The sequence below is a fragment of the Paracoccus laeviglucosivorans genome, from assembly GCF_900182695.1.
Taxonomy (GTDB): domain Bacteria; phylum Pseudomonadota; class Alphaproteobacteria; order Rhodobacterales; family Rhodobacteraceae; genus Paracoccus; species Paracoccus laeviglucosivorans.
Genome location: NZ_FXTK01000017.1, coordinates 14,599 through 30,601, shown reverse-complemented (window position 1 = coordinate 30,601; position 16,003 = coordinate 14,599). Strand labels below are relative to the sequence as shown.

Annotated in this window: 18 protein-coding genes; 11 read left to right on the top strand and 7 right to left on the bottom strand. The window is 62.4% G+C overall.

What is annotated here, in order from left to right; all coding sequences use genetic code 11:
- The first annotated feature begins 60 nt into the window (after positions 1-60).
- Complete coding sequence (locus FN835_RS15730; protein WP_142664182.1) at positions 61-762, top strand: SDR family NAD(P)-dependent oxidoreductase; 702 nt, start codon at positions 61-63, stop codon at positions 760-762.
- 7 nt (positions 763-769) lie between these two features.
- Here the strand turns inward: FN835_RS15730 and FN835_RS15725 are convergent, their stop codons facing one another.
- The 3 genes from FN835_RS15725 to FN835_RS15715 form a co-directional block, all read right to left on the bottom strand.
- Positions 770-1,300 carry an SRPBCC family protein gene (locus FN835_RS15725; RefSeq protein ID WP_142664181.1) on the bottom strand — a complete coding sequence of 177 codons (531 nt, stop codon included), beginning with the start codon at positions 1,298-1,300 and terminating at the stop codon, positions 770-772.
- Positions 1,297-1,635: an ArsR/SmtB family transcription factor gene (locus FN835_RS15720; RefSeq protein ID WP_185958716.1), complete on the bottom strand. Its 339-nt coding sequence runs from the start codon at positions 1,633-1,635 to the stop codon at positions 1,297-1,299. Before FN835_RS15720 ends, FN835_RS15725 begins: the two co-directional genes overlap by 4 nt.
- A 142-nt stretch (positions 1,636-1,777) precedes the next feature.
- Complete coding sequence (locus tag FN835_RS15715; RefSeq protein WP_142664180.1) at positions 1,778-2,758, bottom strand: TerC family protein; 981 nt, start codon at positions 2,756-2,758, stop codon at positions 1,778-1,780.
- Between the two features lie 287 nt (positions 2,759-3,045).
- On the opposite strand from FN835_RS15715, the gene FN835_RS15710 reads away from it, so the two are divergent.
- Both FN835_RS15710 and FN835_RS15705 read left to right on the top strand, forming a co-directional pair.
- On the top strand, positions 3,046-3,288 hold the full coding sequence (locus FN835_RS15710; protein WP_142664179.1) for a helix-turn-helix domain-containing protein: 243 nt from the start codon (positions 3,046-3,048) through the stop codon (positions 3,286-3,288).
- Positions 3,288-4,598 carry a type II toxin-antitoxin system HipA family toxin gene (locus tag FN835_RS15705; RefSeq protein WP_142664178.1) on the top strand — a complete coding sequence of 437 codons (1,311 nt, stop codon included), beginning with the start codon at positions 3,288-3,290 and terminating at the stop codon, positions 4,596-4,598. The genes FN835_RS15710 and FN835_RS15705 overlap by 1 nt, the downstream gene beginning before the upstream one ends.
- 293 nt (positions 4,599-4,891) lie before the next feature.
- Here FN835_RS15705 and FN835_RS15700 read toward each other — a convergent pair whose 3' ends face one another.
- The 3 genes from FN835_RS15700 to FN835_RS15690 are packed head-to-tail and all read right to left on the bottom strand — an operon-like array spanning position 4,892 to position 9,915.
- Entirely contained in the window at positions 4,892-8,011 is a 3,120-nt protein-coding gene (locus tag FN835_RS15700) for an efflux RND transporter permease subunit (RefSeq protein WP_142664177.1), read from the bottom strand.
- 3 nt (positions 8,012-8,014) lie between these two features.
- Complete coding sequence (locus FN835_RS15695; RefSeq protein WP_142664176.1) at positions 8,015-9,184, bottom strand: efflux RND transporter periplasmic adaptor subunit; 1,170 nt, start codon at positions 9,182-9,184, stop codon at positions 8,015-8,017.
- 53 nt (positions 9,185-9,237) lie between these two features.
- Positions 9,238-9,915: a TetR/AcrR family transcriptional regulator gene (locus tag FN835_RS15690; protein ID WP_185958715.1), complete on the bottom strand. Its 678-nt coding sequence runs from the start codon at positions 9,913-9,915 to the stop codon at positions 9,238-9,240.
- 121 nt (positions 9,916-10,036) lie between these two features.
- Between FN835_RS15690 and FN835_RS15685 the strand changes: the two genes are divergently transcribed.
- From FN835_RS15685 to FN835_RS15655, 8 genes are all read left to right on the top strand, one after another.
- The gene (locus FN835_RS15685) at positions 10,037-10,333 is read left to right on the top strand and encodes a PRC-barrel domain-containing protein (RefSeq protein ID WP_142664174.1); all 297 of its coding nucleotides are present in this window, start codon (positions 10,037-10,039) and stop codon (positions 10,331-10,333) included.
- A 189-nt stretch (positions 10,334-10,522) separates the two neighbouring features.
- Positions 10,523-11,155, top strand: coding sequence for a PRC-barrel domain-containing protein (locus FN835_RS15680; RefSeq protein ID WP_142664173.1), 633 nt, complete (start codon positions 10,523-10,525; stop codon positions 11,153-11,155).
- A gap of 243 nt (positions 11,156-11,398) precedes the next feature.
- Complete coding sequence (locus FN835_RS15675; protein WP_246098767.1) at positions 11,399-11,698, top strand: hypothetical protein; 300 nt, start codon at positions 11,399-11,401, stop codon at positions 11,696-11,698.
- Complete coding sequence (locus tag FN835_RS15670; protein ID WP_142664172.1) at positions 11,695-12,072, top strand: hypothetical protein; 378 nt, start codon at positions 11,695-11,697, stop codon at positions 12,070-12,072. Before FN835_RS15675 ends, FN835_RS15670 begins: the two co-directional genes overlap by 4 nt.
- 7 nt (positions 12,073-12,079) lie before the next feature.
- Positions 12,080-12,250 (top strand): hypothetical protein, encoded by a 171-nt coding sequence (locus FN835_RS21320; protein ID WP_185958714.1) that lies wholly within the window; start codon positions 12,080-12,082, stop codon positions 12,248-12,250.
- A gap of 1 nt (position 12,251) precedes the next feature.
- Positions 12,252-13,646 carry an APC family permease gene (locus FN835_RS15665; protein WP_142664171.1) on the top strand — a complete coding sequence of 465 codons (1,395 nt, stop codon included), beginning with the start codon at positions 12,252-12,254 and terminating at the stop codon, positions 13,644-13,646.
- Between the two features lies 1 nt (position 13,647).
- Positions 13,648-14,310 (top strand): hypothetical protein, encoded by a 663-nt coding sequence (locus tag FN835_RS15660; RefSeq protein ID WP_142664170.1) that lies wholly within the window; start codon positions 13,648-13,650, stop codon positions 14,308-14,310.
- A complete protein-coding gene (locus tag FN835_RS15655; protein WP_142664169.1) occupies positions 14,307-14,576 on the top strand; it encodes a hypothetical protein in 270 nt (89 codons plus the stop codon). Before FN835_RS15660 ends, FN835_RS15655 begins: the two co-directional genes overlap by 4 nt.
- Here FN835_RS15655 and FN835_RS15650 read toward each other — a convergent pair whose 3' ends face one another.
- On the bottom strand, positions 14,577-15,956 hold the full coding sequence (locus FN835_RS15650; RefSeq protein ID WP_142664168.1) for a purine-cytosine permease family protein: 1,380 nt from the start codon (positions 15,954-15,956) through the stop codon (positions 14,577-14,579).
- Between the last annotated feature and the right edge of the window lie 47 nt (positions 15,957-16,003).

Sequence of the window (16,003 nt, the reverse complement as noted above, 5' to 3'; positions counted from 1 at the left end):
ATTCAGGGTATCAACTTAAGGTTGAATTTTTGGCGAAAAATCCATGATGGATAGAGGCATATGCTGAAAAGTTTTGCTGATGACGGTGCGGCGGTGATCGTCGGCGCGACGGGCGGTATCGGCGGGGCGTTGGCACGGCGGATTGCTGCCTCGGGGCGGTTTCGCGATGTGATCGGCTTTTCGCGCAATGGCTCTCCGCCGCTGGACTTGATGAACGAAGACACGATTCGCAGCGCCGTGCTGACCCTGGCCGGGCGGCCGCTGCGGCTGGCGGTCGTGGCAACCGGAGTGCTGCATGATTCCGACATCGTGCCGGAAAAGACAGTGCGTGATCTGTCGCCCGAAAGCATGTCGCGGGTGCTGGCGATCAACACCGTCGGTCCGGCCCTGCTGATGAAGCATCTGCTGCCGCTGCTGCCCCGGCAGGGCAAGGCGGTTTTTGCGGTGCTGTCGGCCAAGGTCGGCAGCATCTCGGACAACCGGCTGGGCGGGTGGTATTCCTATCGCGCATCGAAAGCGGCCCTGAACCAGTTGGTCCGCACCGCCGCCATCGAATTGGGGCGCACCCATCCCGATGCGGCCTGCGTCGCGCTGCATCCCGGCACGGTCGCCACGGACCTGTCGGCGCCTTTTGCCAAGACCGGGTTGCATGTGCAAAAGCCCGATCAGGCCGCAGATGCTTTGTTGCATTGCCTTGACCTGATCGGACCTGCGCAAAGCGGCGCGTTTCTGGACCGCAGTGGCGCGGCCCTGCCGTGGTAGGTGGGCGTCAGCGCGGTAGGCTTTGCGAATATTCCGCTTGCAGCCGGTTCCACGTTACCCAGAAGGACGGGCCCTTGGTGCCTTTGACCTTGGCGACCAGAATATCCAGATGCGTATGCCAGCCTGCGGCGACCTTGGTGCGGGTGTCGCGGTCATCCAGCCCGGTATGGGTCACGGTCAGCAGCACGCGATCGCCGTGCTCCTCCAGCGCAAAGGTTACATCGCCGTTGTTCCATGCGATCTTCAGCTCACGCTCGGGCTGAAATGAAATCACGCGCGATTGCAGGCGGCTTTCCTCGGGCGTGGTATCGGCGCGGCGGTCGGGCGCGTGGCACAGGTCATCATTGCGCCAGACCAGTTCCAGTGGCGCGTCGGGTTCCAGACGCATTTCCCCCGAGGCCAGCCATTGCCGGCGCAGATCGCTTTGCGTCAGGTAACGCCACACGCGCGATGCGGGGCCGGGCAGCCAGCGACGGATGACCAGCGTTGCGCCATCGGTCATCTGGCCATAATCGTCGACCTGTTCCTGAGTGTTCATGTCGTCTCTCCCTTGTCGGATGATGTGTTGGCATCTTCGTCGCGAAGCAGTTGATCCAGCCGCCCAAGGGCGTCCGTCCAGAACCGTTCGTAATAGGCGATTTCGCGATGGGCCTGCGCCAAAGGCTCGGCCTGAAGGTGGCAGACATGGCTGCGCCAGCGGATTTCCCGGCGCAGCAAACCGGCCTTTTCCAGCACTTTCACATGCTTCGATGCAGCCACCAGCGACATGCCATGCGGCCCGGCCAGTTCGGTGATCGTCCGCTCGCCCTGCGCCAGATCGCGCAGCATCCTGCGCCTGGTCGCATCGCTGAGTGCCTGAAAGATTTCGTCCATCGCTGATTCTCACTTAACCATATGGTTAAGTTAGCACGGATCAGCCGTTCAGCAAACCAAAAGGTTAAATGAAAACCCGGCGCAGGTAAAACCAGCGCCGGGCGATGTTCATGGCCTGACCCTGATGGGTCAGCGCAGGGGATTATTTCGCGGTCTTCGCCTCGCCACTGGTCTTGACCAGCGATACGACCACGCCCGCGCCAAGGATGGCAAACGTGATGCCCAGCGACCATGCCGGCGGGAATTTTTCCCAGCCCATCAGGTCGGCGATGAAGATCTTGGACCCGATAAAGATCAGCAGGACCGACAGCGCGTATTTCAGATAGGCAAAGCGGTGCAGAATGGCCGACAGCGCAAAGAATAGCGCGCGCAGGCCAAGGATCGCGAAGATGTTCGAGGTATAGACGATGAACGGATCGGTGGTGATCGTGAACACCGCCGGGACCGAGTCCACCGCAAAGATCAGGTCCGCGAACTCGATCATCACCAGCGCAAGGAACAGCGGCGTCGCGAAGCGCACCATTTTCCCCGCCGCATCGGCCTTGCGGACGAAGAACGCATTGCCGTGCAATTCATCCGTGACGCGCATCCGCTTGCGGGCGAAACGCAGGATGGGGTTCTTGCTCATGTCCGGTTCGTGGTCATCGCCCGCGAACAGCATCTTGAACCCGGTAAAGACCAGGAACAGCGCAAAGATATACAGAACCCAGTGATAATTGGCGACGATGGTCGCGCCCAGCCCGATCATGATGCCGCGCAGCACGATCACGCCCAGAATGCCCCAGAACAGCACCCTGTGCTGGTATTTGCGCGGGATCGCAAAGAAGCTGAAGATCAGCGCGATGACGAAGATATTGTCTAGCGCCAGCGTCTTTTCGACCACGAATGCCGTCAGGTATTGCGCCGTCGCCTCGGGCGTCATCTGCCACCAGACAAAGCCCGAAAAGGCCAGCCCGAGTGAGATGTAGAAAGCTGACATCTTCAGGCTTTCGCCGATCTCGATCTCGTGGTCTTCCTTATTGAAGACGCCCAGATCAAGGATCAGCAGCGCCAGAACGATGCCGATGAACACCAGCCACATCCAGACCGGTGTTCCCATAAAGAGTGATGCAAGAAAATCCATATCCGACCTCTGTTTCGCATGAATGCTGGAGATCGGCGGAAGTGTGTTTGGGCCAACCTCGAGCGTGCTCGAAGTGGTCCGACATCACGGTTCAAAAACCGCCAGAGGGGCCCGGTCCACGCCCGACACATAGCGCGGGCGCCCCCTGCTTTCAATCGCAGCGGTGAAATTTTCTTGCCCAAGGGCCAGTTTGGGGGTCCGAGGCGGAGATTTCTTATGCTGGGCTGTATAAAGCCAAAAAATATGCTTTACTGTATAAAACCGGAAATTACACGGCGGTGTATGATATGGACAACCCGCGTTCCGTCTCGGATCTGGGAGAGATCCTGCGCCAATCGCGCAGGTCGCAAAAACTGACGCAGGCGGCGCTGGCCGAACGGGCAGGGGTGCAGGCGCATCACATCTCGAACATAGAAAACGGCGTGACCAATCCCAAGGTCGTGACGGTGTTTGCGCTGCTTGCGGCGCTTAATCTGGACTGGCGCATCACGCCCCGCACGGCTGGCGCGGGGATCGAGGATATTTTTTAATGGGCCGTCGCCGCCTGAACCAACCGCTTGCGGTGCATCTGAACGGGCGACAGGCTGGCACATTGCTGCGCGACCCGGACGGGGCCACCAGTTTCGCCTATCATCCCGACTGGCTGGGCTGGGAACATGGCTTTCGCCTGTCGCTGTCCCTGCCCTTGAACGATCAGGTCCAGCGCGGGCCGCAGGTGCTGGCAGTGTTCGACAACCTGCTGCCCGACAATGGCGCGCTGCGCCGCGCGCTGGCCGAACGCATGGGGGCAGGGGGCGATGATCCGTTTTCCCTGCTTTCCGCCATAGGCCGCGACTGCGTGGGCGCCATGCAGTTTCTGCCCCAGGACGAGGACCCCGGACCTGCCTTTGCCAATGACAGTGAACCGCTGGACGACGCGCAGATCGGCCAGATGCTGCGTGGGCTGGGGCGGCACCCGCTTGGGTTGGAACGCGACCAGCCGTTCCGCATCTCGGTCGCGGGGGCGCAGGAAAAGACTGCGCTGCTGTGGGATGACGGCTGGCGGCTGCCCTTGGGCATGACGGCGACCACGCATATCCTGAAAACGCGGATGGGGGTTTTTCAGCACGGTATCGACATGACGACCAGCCTGGAAAACGAGTTGCTGTGCCTGCGTCTGGCCGCCGCCTTCGGCTTTGATGTCCCCGACGCGCGGATCGTGCATTTCGATGGTACCGACGCATTGGCCGTCAGACGTTTCGACCGCAGCATGTCGCGCGGTCGCCGTCTGCGCCTGCCGCAAGAGGATTTGTGCCAGGCGCTTGGCGTGCCTTCGGTCAGGAAATACGAACAGGATGGCGGCCCCGGCATTTCCGAGGCGCTGGCATTGCTGGGCGGCGCCACCGACCCGATGACCGACCGTGAAACGTTTCTGGCCGCGCAGATGTTTTTCTGGATGATCGGCGCGACAGACGGTCACGCCAAGAACTTCTCGATCTTTCTTGCGCCGCGCGGTTTTCGCATGACGCCGCTTTACGACATCCTCAGCGCCGAGCCTGCCCGCGCCTCGGGGCAGCTGCGCCAGCAGCAGATGCAGATGGCGATGGCCGTCAGCGGCGCCTCGCGTCACTATCGCATCGACCAGATCAGCCCGCGCCATTTCGTGCAGACGGCGCGGTCATGCGGTCTGGGTCAGGCGGTGATCGACGGGGCTTTCGCGCGGCTGACCCAACGCCCGGCCACGATCTTCGACGATACGGCGGCGATGCTGGGTTCCGACTTCCCGCAGGCAGTGCTTGCCCCGATCCTTGCAGGCGCGCAGGGACGTTGGGACCAGTTGCGGCGATTTGCACAGGGCTGAACGCTTACGTTTCGGGTGTGTCTCTGGGCTGGTCGGGTCCTTGTGCAGCCTGGCCCGCAGATGCAGAAAGCGCCGCGATATGCGCTTCGAGATATGAAATTCTGGCGCGCAGCGCACGGATCTTGGCGCTTTCGTCAGGGTCGTCGTGTCGGGGTGTGACGGTCATGCGCATCTAAGTCGTCCCATTGATCTGCGCGGGATAACCGACAAAGCGGGCTGTTGTTCCCGCGTATTTCAACGGCGCCTGCGCATCCCCCGGTGGTCCGGTCCTGCGGGGGATGACAGCGCAGGGATTATTCCGGCCGCAATCCATGCTGGCTGTCATCGGGGGCCTTGGGCAGCCACGGATGGATCAGGTTCAGGAAGCCTTCGACATAGGTCAGCAGCACAGGCACGACCACCAGCGTCAGCAGCGAGGATGAGATCAGCCCCCCGATCACCGCATGGGCCATCGGTGCGTTCTGCGACGTGCCGCCGTGGATGTTGATCGCCAGCGGGATCATCCCGAAGATCATCGCCAGCGTCGTCATCACGATGGGCCGGAAACGTGTCGCCCCCGCCTCGATCAGTGCGGCGCGCAGCTCGCGGCCCTCGGCGCGTTGCTGGTTGGCGTTATCGACCAGCAGGATCGCGTTCTTGACGACGAGTCCCATCAGCATGATGAACCCGATCACAGAGAACATGTTGAGCGTCGATCCCCCGACCAGCAGTCCCAGCATCACGCCGACGATCGCCAGCGGCAGCGACGACATGATCGCCAGCGGCTGCAGGAAGCTGCCGAATTGCGAAGCAAGGACCAGATAGATGAACACGATCGCCAGCACCAAGGCGACCAGCGCCGAGATGCCGGATTTCGCAATCTCCTCGGCATCGCCGCCGGTGGCATAGCGATAGCCGGGGGGCAGCTCGACCGCAGCCATCGCGGTCTGCAGGCCGGGCTGGATCGTGCGGATGTCCGCACCATCAAGCCCCGCCGTAACGCTGACCGAGCGTTGGCGGTCTTCTCGGGTGATCTCGCCCGCGCTTTCGGATTGTTCGACGCTGGCGATCTGGTCAAGGCGGATGATGTTGCCGTCCGATGTGCTGGCGATGGGCAGGCTGGCAAGCTTGCCCGCATCGTCGCGCAATTCTTCGGGCAGGCGCACCACCACGTCGTAATTGTCGCCATTGGGCGCGGTCCATTCCGAGACCGTCTCGCCCGCGATCATGGGGGACAGCGCATTGCCGATCTGCGCCAGACTGACGCCCAGATCGGATGCGGCTTCGCGGTTCACGCGCACCCCCAGCGTGGGTTGCGGATCGTCAAGCGAGGTGCGGATGTCCACCAGCCCCGGCACCTTGCCCAGTTCGCCAGCAAGCGAGGCGGAAAGCTGCTTCAGCGTCGCCAGATCGTTGCCGAATATCTTCAGCTCGACCGGCGTCGCCACGCCGCCGCCGAAACTGTCGCCCGTGCCCACGCGGAAGGTCGCGCCGGGGATCTGTTCCAGCGCCTTGCGGATAGGGATGCTGAGCTGGGTCGGATTGGTGCTGCGTTCGCTGGGCGGCATCAGACGTGCGGTGATGGTCGCCGCGTTTTCGCCGCTATTCGTGCCGGAATTGACCGTGGCATAGGTCGCAATCACTTCCGGGAATTCGCGCAACAGTGCATCGACCTGTTCGATCTTGGTCTGGGTCCGTTCCAGCGATGCGCCGATGGGCAGTTCCATTTCCACCTGCACCTCGGAATTGTCCGAAGCGGGGGCAAATTCCGCGCCGACAAAGGGGAACAGCATGATGCCCCCCGCGAAGGCCGCCGTCGCGATGGCAAGCGTCGTCTTGCGCCAGTTCAGCGCCCATTCGATGACGCGGCGATAGGCGCGGGTCAGCCCCTCGAACCAGCGGTCGAATACCATGACGGCACGACCGATGGGGCCGCGCTTGGCGTTCTTTTCGGATGCCGGATCGTACCAGACCGACGACATCATCGGGTCCAGCGTAAAAGACACGAACAGCGAAATCAGCACCGCGACCGAAACCGTGATGCCGAATTGCAGAAAGAAGCGCCCGATGATGCCGTCCATGAACGCCACGGGCAGAAACACCGCGACGATGGACAGCGTGGTTGCCAGCACCGCCAGACCGATTTCATTGGTGCCGTCCAGCGCGGCCTGTTCATGGGTTTTGCCCATATGCAGATGCCGCATGATGTTTTCGCGCACGACGATCGCGTCGTCGATCAGGATGCCAATGGACAGCGACAGCGCCATCATTGTCATCATGTTCAGCGTAAAGCCAAGAAAGTGGATCGCCGCCATCGTCCCGATGATCGAGATGGGCAGCGTCAGCCCGGTGATGACCGTCGAGCGCCAAGAATTCAGGAACAGGAACACGATCACCGTCGCAAGGATCGCGCCTTCGATCAACATGCTCTGGACCGAGGCAAAGCTTTCCTCGACCGGAATGGCATTGTCGCGGATCAATGAGATGTTCACGCCATCATAAAGCGGTTCGGTCTGCATCTTGCGGATTTCGGCGCGCACCGATTCCGCCACGCCCACGGTATTCGCGCCCTGCGTCTTCAGCACGTCGATGGTGATCGCGGGGCGGCCGTCGATCATCGCAAGGCTTTCGCGTTCGGCAAGATCAGTGCCGACAAAGGCCAGATCGCCCAGACGCACCGGAAAGCCGCCGCGCTGGCCGATGATGATGTTCTCGAACCCCTCAAGCTCGGCGACGCGGCCTTCGACTTGCAGGGATTTCGTGCTGTCACCTTCGGTCACGTCGCCTGTGGGCAAGTCGGCATTGTCGTCGCGCAGGATCGCGGTGATTTCGGACGCGCCGACGCCAAGCGCGGTCTGGCGGTCGGGGTCCAGCAGGATCTGCACCTCATTGGGCAGCCCGCCCACGACCGAGGCCTGCCCGACGCCGGGGATATTCGCGATCCGGTTCGAAATTTCGTCCTCGGCCAGCTTGGTCAGCGTCCCCGCCCCCAGCGTCTCTGAGGAAAGGCCGATGGACAGGATCGGCATTTCGGTCGGGTCGAACCGCAGGATGCGCGGATCTTCGGCATTGTCGGGCAGCGCGCCCTGGATCTGCGATACGCGGTCGCGGACCTCTTGCGCGGCGGTGACGCTGTCCACCTCAAGGTCGAACATGATCAGCACCATCGACGATCCGGTCTGGGCCGTCGATGTGATGGTGTCGATGCCGGACAGCGTGGCGACGCTATCCTCGATCGGTTCGATGATGTCGTTCTCTACTGCCTCGGGGGTGGCGCCGGGATACGAGGTGACGACGGCCACGACGGGAAAATCCACCTCGGGCAGTTCGTCGATGGCAAGGCGGGAATAGGAAAACAGGCCGATGACGACGATGGCCACCATGACCATGGTGGCAAAGACCGGCTGGCGGACGGCGATGCGGGTCAGGATCATCGGTCAGTCCCCGACCCGCTTGACGCGCGCGCCGTCGCGCAGCCGTTCCAGGGGTTGCGACACGATCACGTCGCCCTCAGCCAATCCTGAGGCGATTTCGATGGTGCGACCCCGGCTCCAGCTTCGCGCGACCTGCACGTCGCGTCGCACCACCCGATCGCCTTCCAGCAGCAGGACATAGCTTGTCTCGTCCTCGTGGCGAAGCGCGGGCGCGGGGATGCCGATGCCGTCGGCGGTCTCCTCAAGCACCAGATCGCCGGTTGCGAACATGCCGCCTTTCAGCACCCCATCGGCATTGTCGATCGCGGCATAGACCGGCAGGACGCGCGTGCCCGATACCGCGACCGGCGCGATGCGGTTGATCTTGCCGTCAAAGCGGCGCTCGGCAATCCCGTCCACGCGCACGGTCACATCCTGTCCGACGCGCAGGCGCGGGCCGTAATTCACCGGGATGCCGCCTTCCAGCACCAGTTCCGAAATATCGACCAGTTCCAGCAATTCCGAACCGGGGCTGACGAAGCCGCCCGGATTGACCGAACGGGCGCTGATGATCCCGTCAAAGGGCGCGGTGATGCGGGCCTTGGACAGATCATCTTCGGCCGAGGCGACCTGCTTCATCAGCGCGGCATAATTCGCCTCAAGCTGGGCCACGTTGGCGGTCTCGGTCTCAAGCGATGACGAACTGGTCACGCCGCGCCGCACCAGATCGGTCGTTCGCCGCAATTGCGCGCGGGCCAGATCCAGTTGCGCCAGCGTCGCCTGCGCGGTGGCCTGTTGCTGTTCAAGCTGATTGCTCAGTGCCTCGACATCTATGGTGACCAGCTCGTCGCCCTGGGCGACCGCCTGCCCTTCGCGCACGTTCACCGATTGCACCCGACCCGACACCTCGGCGGCGACGGTCAGTTCTTGTTCAGGCACCAAGGAACCCGTCAGCTGCACTGTGTCCCGCAGCCTGCCACGCACCACCTTGTGCAGTTCCGAGGGCAGAAGCTGCATCGTGAATTCCGCAGGCGCCGCTTCGGGTTCGGGCGCGGCTGCCTGTTTGCCGCCTCGCAATGCCATGGCCGCCAACAGCACCAGAACCGCAAGAACCGCAAGAATGATCCAGCGACGGCGGCGCGGGCGTTTCGCGGGGTTTTGCGCCAAGGCGGCAGCCTGATCCGGTTTCTGCATCGTCGTTCGTCCTTGCGATCTTCAAAGCCTGCCCCGCCAAACGGGCGGGCGGGTCATTCGGTTCGCCCCGCCCGTTCAGCATCGGGCGAAAGCATGGGGCCAGAGCCGCCAAAGGGTCGCGGTTCGACCGGGTCGCAGAACGGCAGATGGCTGACCGCGCGAATGGATTTTGCGGTCTGCGCGACCACCTCGGCCGTGGTGAATTCCTGAGCATAGCGGATTGCGGCAATGCTGATCGTTTCGTCGATCACCCGGATGGCCGCCAGCACGGCTGCCGCGCAAAGCCGCACGTCGAAATCGCCATGCGAACGCCCCAGCCTGTCACCGATGATGGCCGCCAGCTCATCCTCTCCGCGATGATACGAAGCAAGCCAGACCGGACGCAGATCGGGTTCGTCCGGCAAGGTGGCGATCAGCCGGACGATCAAAAGGCCGTCCGCAATCCATTCCGGGGGCTGCTTGGCAAGGTCGAAGCACTCTGCCAGATGCGCCTCGATTGACTGGAAATGGGGCCAGCGCCGCAATTCCTCGGCGTAGTATTTCCACGACTTGGCGAATAGCGGTGCGACGCAGCTTTCCTTGTTGTGGAAATAGCGCCAGACCGTGCGTTCCGAAATCCCCGCAGCTTCGGCGATGTCGGCGCCGCTGGTCGCGGCCAGCCCGCGCTGCAGGAACAGCGCGGCTGCGGCGCGCGCGACGGTCAGCTGGGATGTCTCGATGCTTCTGGCCAAGTGCGACTCCGAATTTGGCGGTAAGCGTCGTATTTTTGGCAGTTACTGTCAAACTATATTTCAGGAACACTTCGCGGTGGCGGATGTTGGCATCCCATCACCGTCAGCAGGAGGAACTGACATGGACCACGCCAATCACACCCGACTGGATGATACCGAATATACCGATGCCGTGCTGACAGGCGCGACGATCTATGGCCCGGATGACAGCAATATTGGCCATGTCGCGCATGTCCACGGCACCGGACCGGATGCGCAGGTCGTCATCGAGGTGGGCGGCTTTCTTGGCATCGGCAGCAAGGCTGTGGCGGTTCCGGTGCGTCAGCTGGATTTCATGCGCGACGAAGACGGCACCGTCCATGCCGTCTCGACCTGGACCAAGGATCAGTTGAAAGAAATGCCCGAACACCACGACTGACCACAGCCCCGGCAAGATCCGAGCGCTTCGGCCGGGCGGCGCATTTGCGCTGCCCGCCCTTTGCTATTTCGCGCGAATGATATTTATTAAGTATATGTAATAAATAAGTTATTTTTGGAACATTCAGTCGATCTGCCTGTTGAATTGGCAGCCGGATGACACCGGATACCATGTTTCAGGAGATCGAAGATGACCAAGCTGCTTGCCTCTACTGCGCTGATTGCGATGCTTGCCGCGCCCGCCGTGGCGCAGACCGCGACGGATACGACGACCCCACCGCCCGCAACGACCGAAGCCCCCGCGGGGATGGATGCCCCGGCTGCGGGCGACATGCCTGCGACCAGTGGCGATACCACCGCTGAAACGCCAGCCGAGGGCAGCACTGCCATGGAGCCCGCAGATGGCGCAGGCACGGGGGCTGCGACCCCTGCCGATCCGGCCGCCGGCGACGCAACGGCGTCGGGCTTTGGTTATACCGGCATGGCGGGCGACATGTCTGCCGAAACCTTTATCGGCAAGCGTCTGTATGTCTCGGAAGCCGATGTGGATGCCAATGCCGAAGTGACCGAGGTGGATCAGGATTGGGATGACGTGGGCGAGATCAGCGATCTGGTGATCGGCGCCGACGGTCAGGTCAAAGCCGTGCTGGTGGATATTGGCGGCTTCCTTGGCATGGGCGAAAAATCGGTGGCCGTGGCGATGGATCAGCTTGACGTCATCCGCGACGGCGACTCGGAAGGGGATTACTTCATCGTCTTCACGTCCGACCGTGCCGCGCTGGAAAGCGCACCGGCCTTTGAATGGGTCGAAGGTCAGCCTTGACCTGCTGACAGGCTCCGGGGCGGTTGTCGCCCCGGAACCGTTTTGCGCTGATCGCGCGCCACAAGACCATCATGCCGCTTCCAACCCTGATCCCTGTCCGTCACGCGGCCGGGACAAATTTCTTGACAGAGTGCCCCGCTCCGGTTTTCCATCAGGAAAATAAGTTGTCGGATAGGAAAATCGACGCTTGGCCCGAGCGCGGCATCCGACTTCAAGAATCGGGCCATCTAGGGAGGAAGCAACGTGTCGGATCTGGCTCGCCGGATCGAGGCAATGCATCGTCGTGACATGGCGGTTGCGTGGGCCTTTGTTCTGGGACTTTGGTTTTCAATTATCTTCGTCGCATGGGCCACATGGTCGCTTGCGCCCAGTGGCACCGCGCGGATCGTGCTGCTGATCGGCGGCGGCGTGGTCTTGCTGTTCAACACCGCGGCGATCATGGCGATGCTGCGCCATTACCGCGAAGACCGCGACTTCATGTATGGGCTTGATATCAAGTTTCTGGACGCCTCGCGCGCGCTGAAACGGGCAGGCCGGTCATGACGCGCTATCAAGCACCCGTGCAGGGCAAGGTCGGTCAGGTGATCGACGTCATCGTGCTGCTGATCATGGCGATCGGCGCGCTTTATATCCCGCTGTGGATGGGCATGGCGGGATCGTCCAAGGTGCCGCAACCCGTCACCGATCCCACATGGGAAAGTCTGGGCCAGAACGCGGTCATGGTCGAGCAGTGGCAAAAGTTGGGCTTTGCCGACGCCGCATCGGCCAGCGAGATGATCACCGCGCGCTTTGACTACAGCTTCTCGATCGGGGCGCTGGTCGCCATGATCGTCGTCATCGTGGGCTATTACGCGATCCTGCTGCGCTTTTCCGAAAAGGAATATCGCGAGGTAATCGCCGAGAAATTCGGCGAGTGAGGGCATCATGGACCTTTGGGATTATCTTGAACTGGCGGCTTGGGCGGCGTCGGCATTGTTCGGCCTGTTCATCGTCATCGACTGGATTCGGACCGACAGCACCTATGACGAGGAATTCCTGACCTCGTCGCGCGAAGGCGAGCTGGAAGCCCTGACCGAAGAACAGCATCGGGGATAAAATGGCAAAAGCGGAAAAGATCGAGCATGTCGGGTTGGCCCGCGTGCTGGGCCCGGCGCATGTCTGGGCATTGGGGGTCGGTATCGTTCTGGTCGGCGAATATATGGGCTGGAACTTTGCCGTGGGCAAAGGCGGGGCCTATGCCGCGCTGATGGCCTGCTGGTTTGCGGGCATCCTTTATACCTGCGTGGCCATGATCGATTCAGAGGTGACATCGACCGTTGCCGCAGCGGGCGGGCAATATACGCAGGCCAAGCATATCGTCGGGCCGCTGATGGCCTTTAACGTCGGCCTGTATCTGGTTTTTGCCTATACGATGCTTGAGGCAGCGAATGCCATCACCGTGGGCTTTCTGGTCGATACCGTCGCCACGATGAGCGGGCATCAGGGCGGCGTCGATCAGCGGCCCTTCATCATTCTGTCGATCATGTTTCTGGCATGGCTGAACTATCGCGGGGTGCTGGCGACGCTGACATTCAACCTTGTGATCACGGCCATCGCCTTTACGGCCGTGGTGGTGCTGTTTCTGACCACGGCCGGGATTTTCGGTGCGGGTCCGCTGCGCCATGCCGATCTGCTGTCGGGACAGGCCGCTCTGCCCTATGGCTGGCTGGGAGTGCTGGCCTCGATGCATTTCGGGCTGTGGTTCTATCTGGGGATCGAAGGCACGACACAGGCCGCCGAGGAAGTTCGCAGCCCCGCCCGCGCCTTGCCGTTCGGCACGCTGGCAGGCGTGATGACGCTGGCAATTGCCGCGACGCTGACCTGGTATGTCTGTGCGGGCCTGATGCCGTGGGAATATCTGGGTCAGTCGGGCGTGCCGCTGTTCGATGCCGCCCGCCTGTCGGGGTCTTACGGGTTGATGGTCTTTCTGGGCATCGGCACGCTGTTTGCGACGCTGGCATCCGCCAATGGCTGCATCAACGATGCCAGCCGTGCATGGTTCGCCATGGGTCGCGACCGCTACCTGCCCGGTTGGTTCGGCGCGGTGCATCCGAAATACCGCACGCCCTACCGATCCATCATCTTTCTTGTGCCAATCGCGCTGATCTTTGCGCTGGGGGCGCCGCTGGATCAGGTGGTGACCTTCTCGATCCTGTCGGGGCTGCTGGAATATACCTTCATGCCGCTGAACATCATTCTGTTCCGTCGCAAATGGCCGTTGGACACCATCAAGCGCGGCTATGAACACCCGTTCCACCCGCTGCCCGCCATGGTGCTGCTGGGGCTGTGCGGGCTGGCGTTCTTTGCGGTGTTTCTGGGCTACGGCACGCAGCTTGTCGCGATGATCGCGTTCTATATCGTCGTGTCGCTGTGGTTCCATTTCTGGCGCTATCGCTTCGTGAACCGCGGTGCGCAGTTCACCATGCCCTGGCCCAAGCCGCGCGGGTATTAAGATGATGATGCTGCCGCTGATGATGGTGGTGCTTGGTGCGGGGCTGGCTTGGCTGGCCCTGCATCTGATTGCCGATGACAAGGCGCGGCGGACGGCGCGGGCCGGATGGCTGGACGGGATCGACCTGCAGGAACGGCGGCAGGCGGTCGCGGCGACAGGCTTTGCCCGTGCGTCAGGCCGCAGGGCAGGGCTGACGTTGGATCTGCAGGCCGTTCCCGACACGCTGACATTCCGCAAGCTGCCCGCCCTGTGGCTGCTGGTCACGCTGCCCGAACCGCTGCCCCTGCGACAGCGCATCAACCTGATGATGCGCCCGACCGGGATCGAGCCCTTTTCCGCCTTTGACCGCCTGCCGCATCAGACTGCCTTGACCGCAGGTTTTCCCGAGGACGCGGCCCTACGCAGTGAACTACCCCTGACCGAGACCGAGGGCGCGCTGTTGGCCCGCCACATCGCACTGTTCGACGACCCGCGCGTCAAGGAGCTGGTCATCTCACCCCAAGGGCTGCGCATCACCTGGCTGGCCGAAGAGGCGGATCGCGGTCGCTACCTGCTGTTTCGCGAAGCCGAGATGGGTCGGAATGCGCTTGATCCCCAAGCGCTGGACCCACTGGTGCTGGCCTTGCGCGACATGCGCGAAGACATTCTAAGGACTGCCGTATGAAAACGCCGCCGAACCCTTATCTGGTGCTGGCCTCAGCCATCGTGCTGCCCGGCTCGGGTCAGGTCTGGAACGGTCAGCCCATGCGCGGGCTGATCTTTCTGTTCTTTATCTGCCTGCTGGGTGGGTTCACCCTGCTGACCGCCGCGCCCGAGGTGTCCTTTGTAGGGCGCTATGCAGGCGGATTCTTCGTCTGGGCAATGGCGATCTTTGATGCCTATAAACAGGCCCGCATCCGCCATGCGATCTGGCAGCACAACATGGCCTGATCACTCGCGCTGCCAAGCGGGCGCGGGCTGACCCAGACGCAGATACAGCGCGCCGGTGACTATCGGCGCGATCAGCCAGCCGATGTCCAGCCCGCCGAAATGTGCCGCAAGCGGGCCGGTGAAGAAGGACGTGGACAGGAACGGGATCTGCACAAGGATACCCGCCACATAAGCCTTGGCTGCATTGCCGTTGAACCGGCCATAGACCCCGCCATCGGGGCGGAAGAAAGCCGCGATGTCATAGCGGCCTTTGCGGACCACATAGAAATCGACGATGTTGATCGTGGCCCATGGTGCCAGCACCACCATCAGCGCCACGACGAAGGAAATGAAGCGCGGCACGAAGGTCTCGGCCGACAGCATCGCCGGGATCAGGCAGCCGATCAGCACCGCCACCGACATCACGACCCGCGTGCGGCGCGTAGGCTGCCATGCCGCGATGAAGGTCTGCGCCATGGTGATCAACGACAGCACTGCGCCATAAATGTTCAGCGCGTTATGCGTGACGATGTTCAAGACGAACAGCAACAGCAGGACCGGGCTGAGCACACCGACCGAATGGCTGACCAGCACCATCGCATCGGCATCCGCAGGCGCACCCGCCACCGCAATCGCCCCCAGAAAGAACGAGGCCGAGGTGCCCATGGACGCGCCCAGAAAGCTGGCCATGAAGGGCGCGCGGATGCCCACCGATGGCGGCAGATAGCGGGAATAATCCGAGGTATAGCAGGCATAGGACAGGTGCCACACCGCCGCCAACGAAAACATGGACAGCCACCCCAGCGGCGTGACCTCTCCGCCCAGCCACGCATCAGCGGGCAGGGCGGCAATCAGGCTGATCGCGGCCAGCAGCAGGCCCAGACCCATGAACCAGATGCCGATGCGGTTCAGCAGGTGGATCATGTTATAGCCCAGAATGGCGATCCCCGCCGCCGCCAGCGCCGAGATGACCGCCCCCAGCGGCAGGCCCACCGCAGGCACCAGCGAATGCAGCGATTTCGCCGCCAGCACGATGTTCGAGGTGAAAAAGCCCAGATACAGCAGCGTGGCGAACCCCACGACCAGCAGCGCGCCATAGCGCCCGAACTGCCCCCGGCTTTGGATCATCTGCGCCAGCCCCATCTGCGGGCCTTGCGCCGAGCAGGCTGCCAGCACCAGCGCGCCGACGATATTGCCCAGAACGATCGCGGAAAACGCCCAGGCCAGCGGCAGGTGAAAGACCTGCACCGCCATCGCTCCGGTCACGACCGGCAGGGGCGCGATATTAGTGGTGAACCACAACGTGAACAGATCGCGTGGGCGTCCGTGCCGCTGCGACAGGGGGACAAAGCCGATGCTGTTTTCCTCGATCACGCCGGGGCTGCGTTCCTGGTGTGCCATGCTCGACAATTCCTCCCTTGCCGCGTGGTATACCGTAATATCAGCAT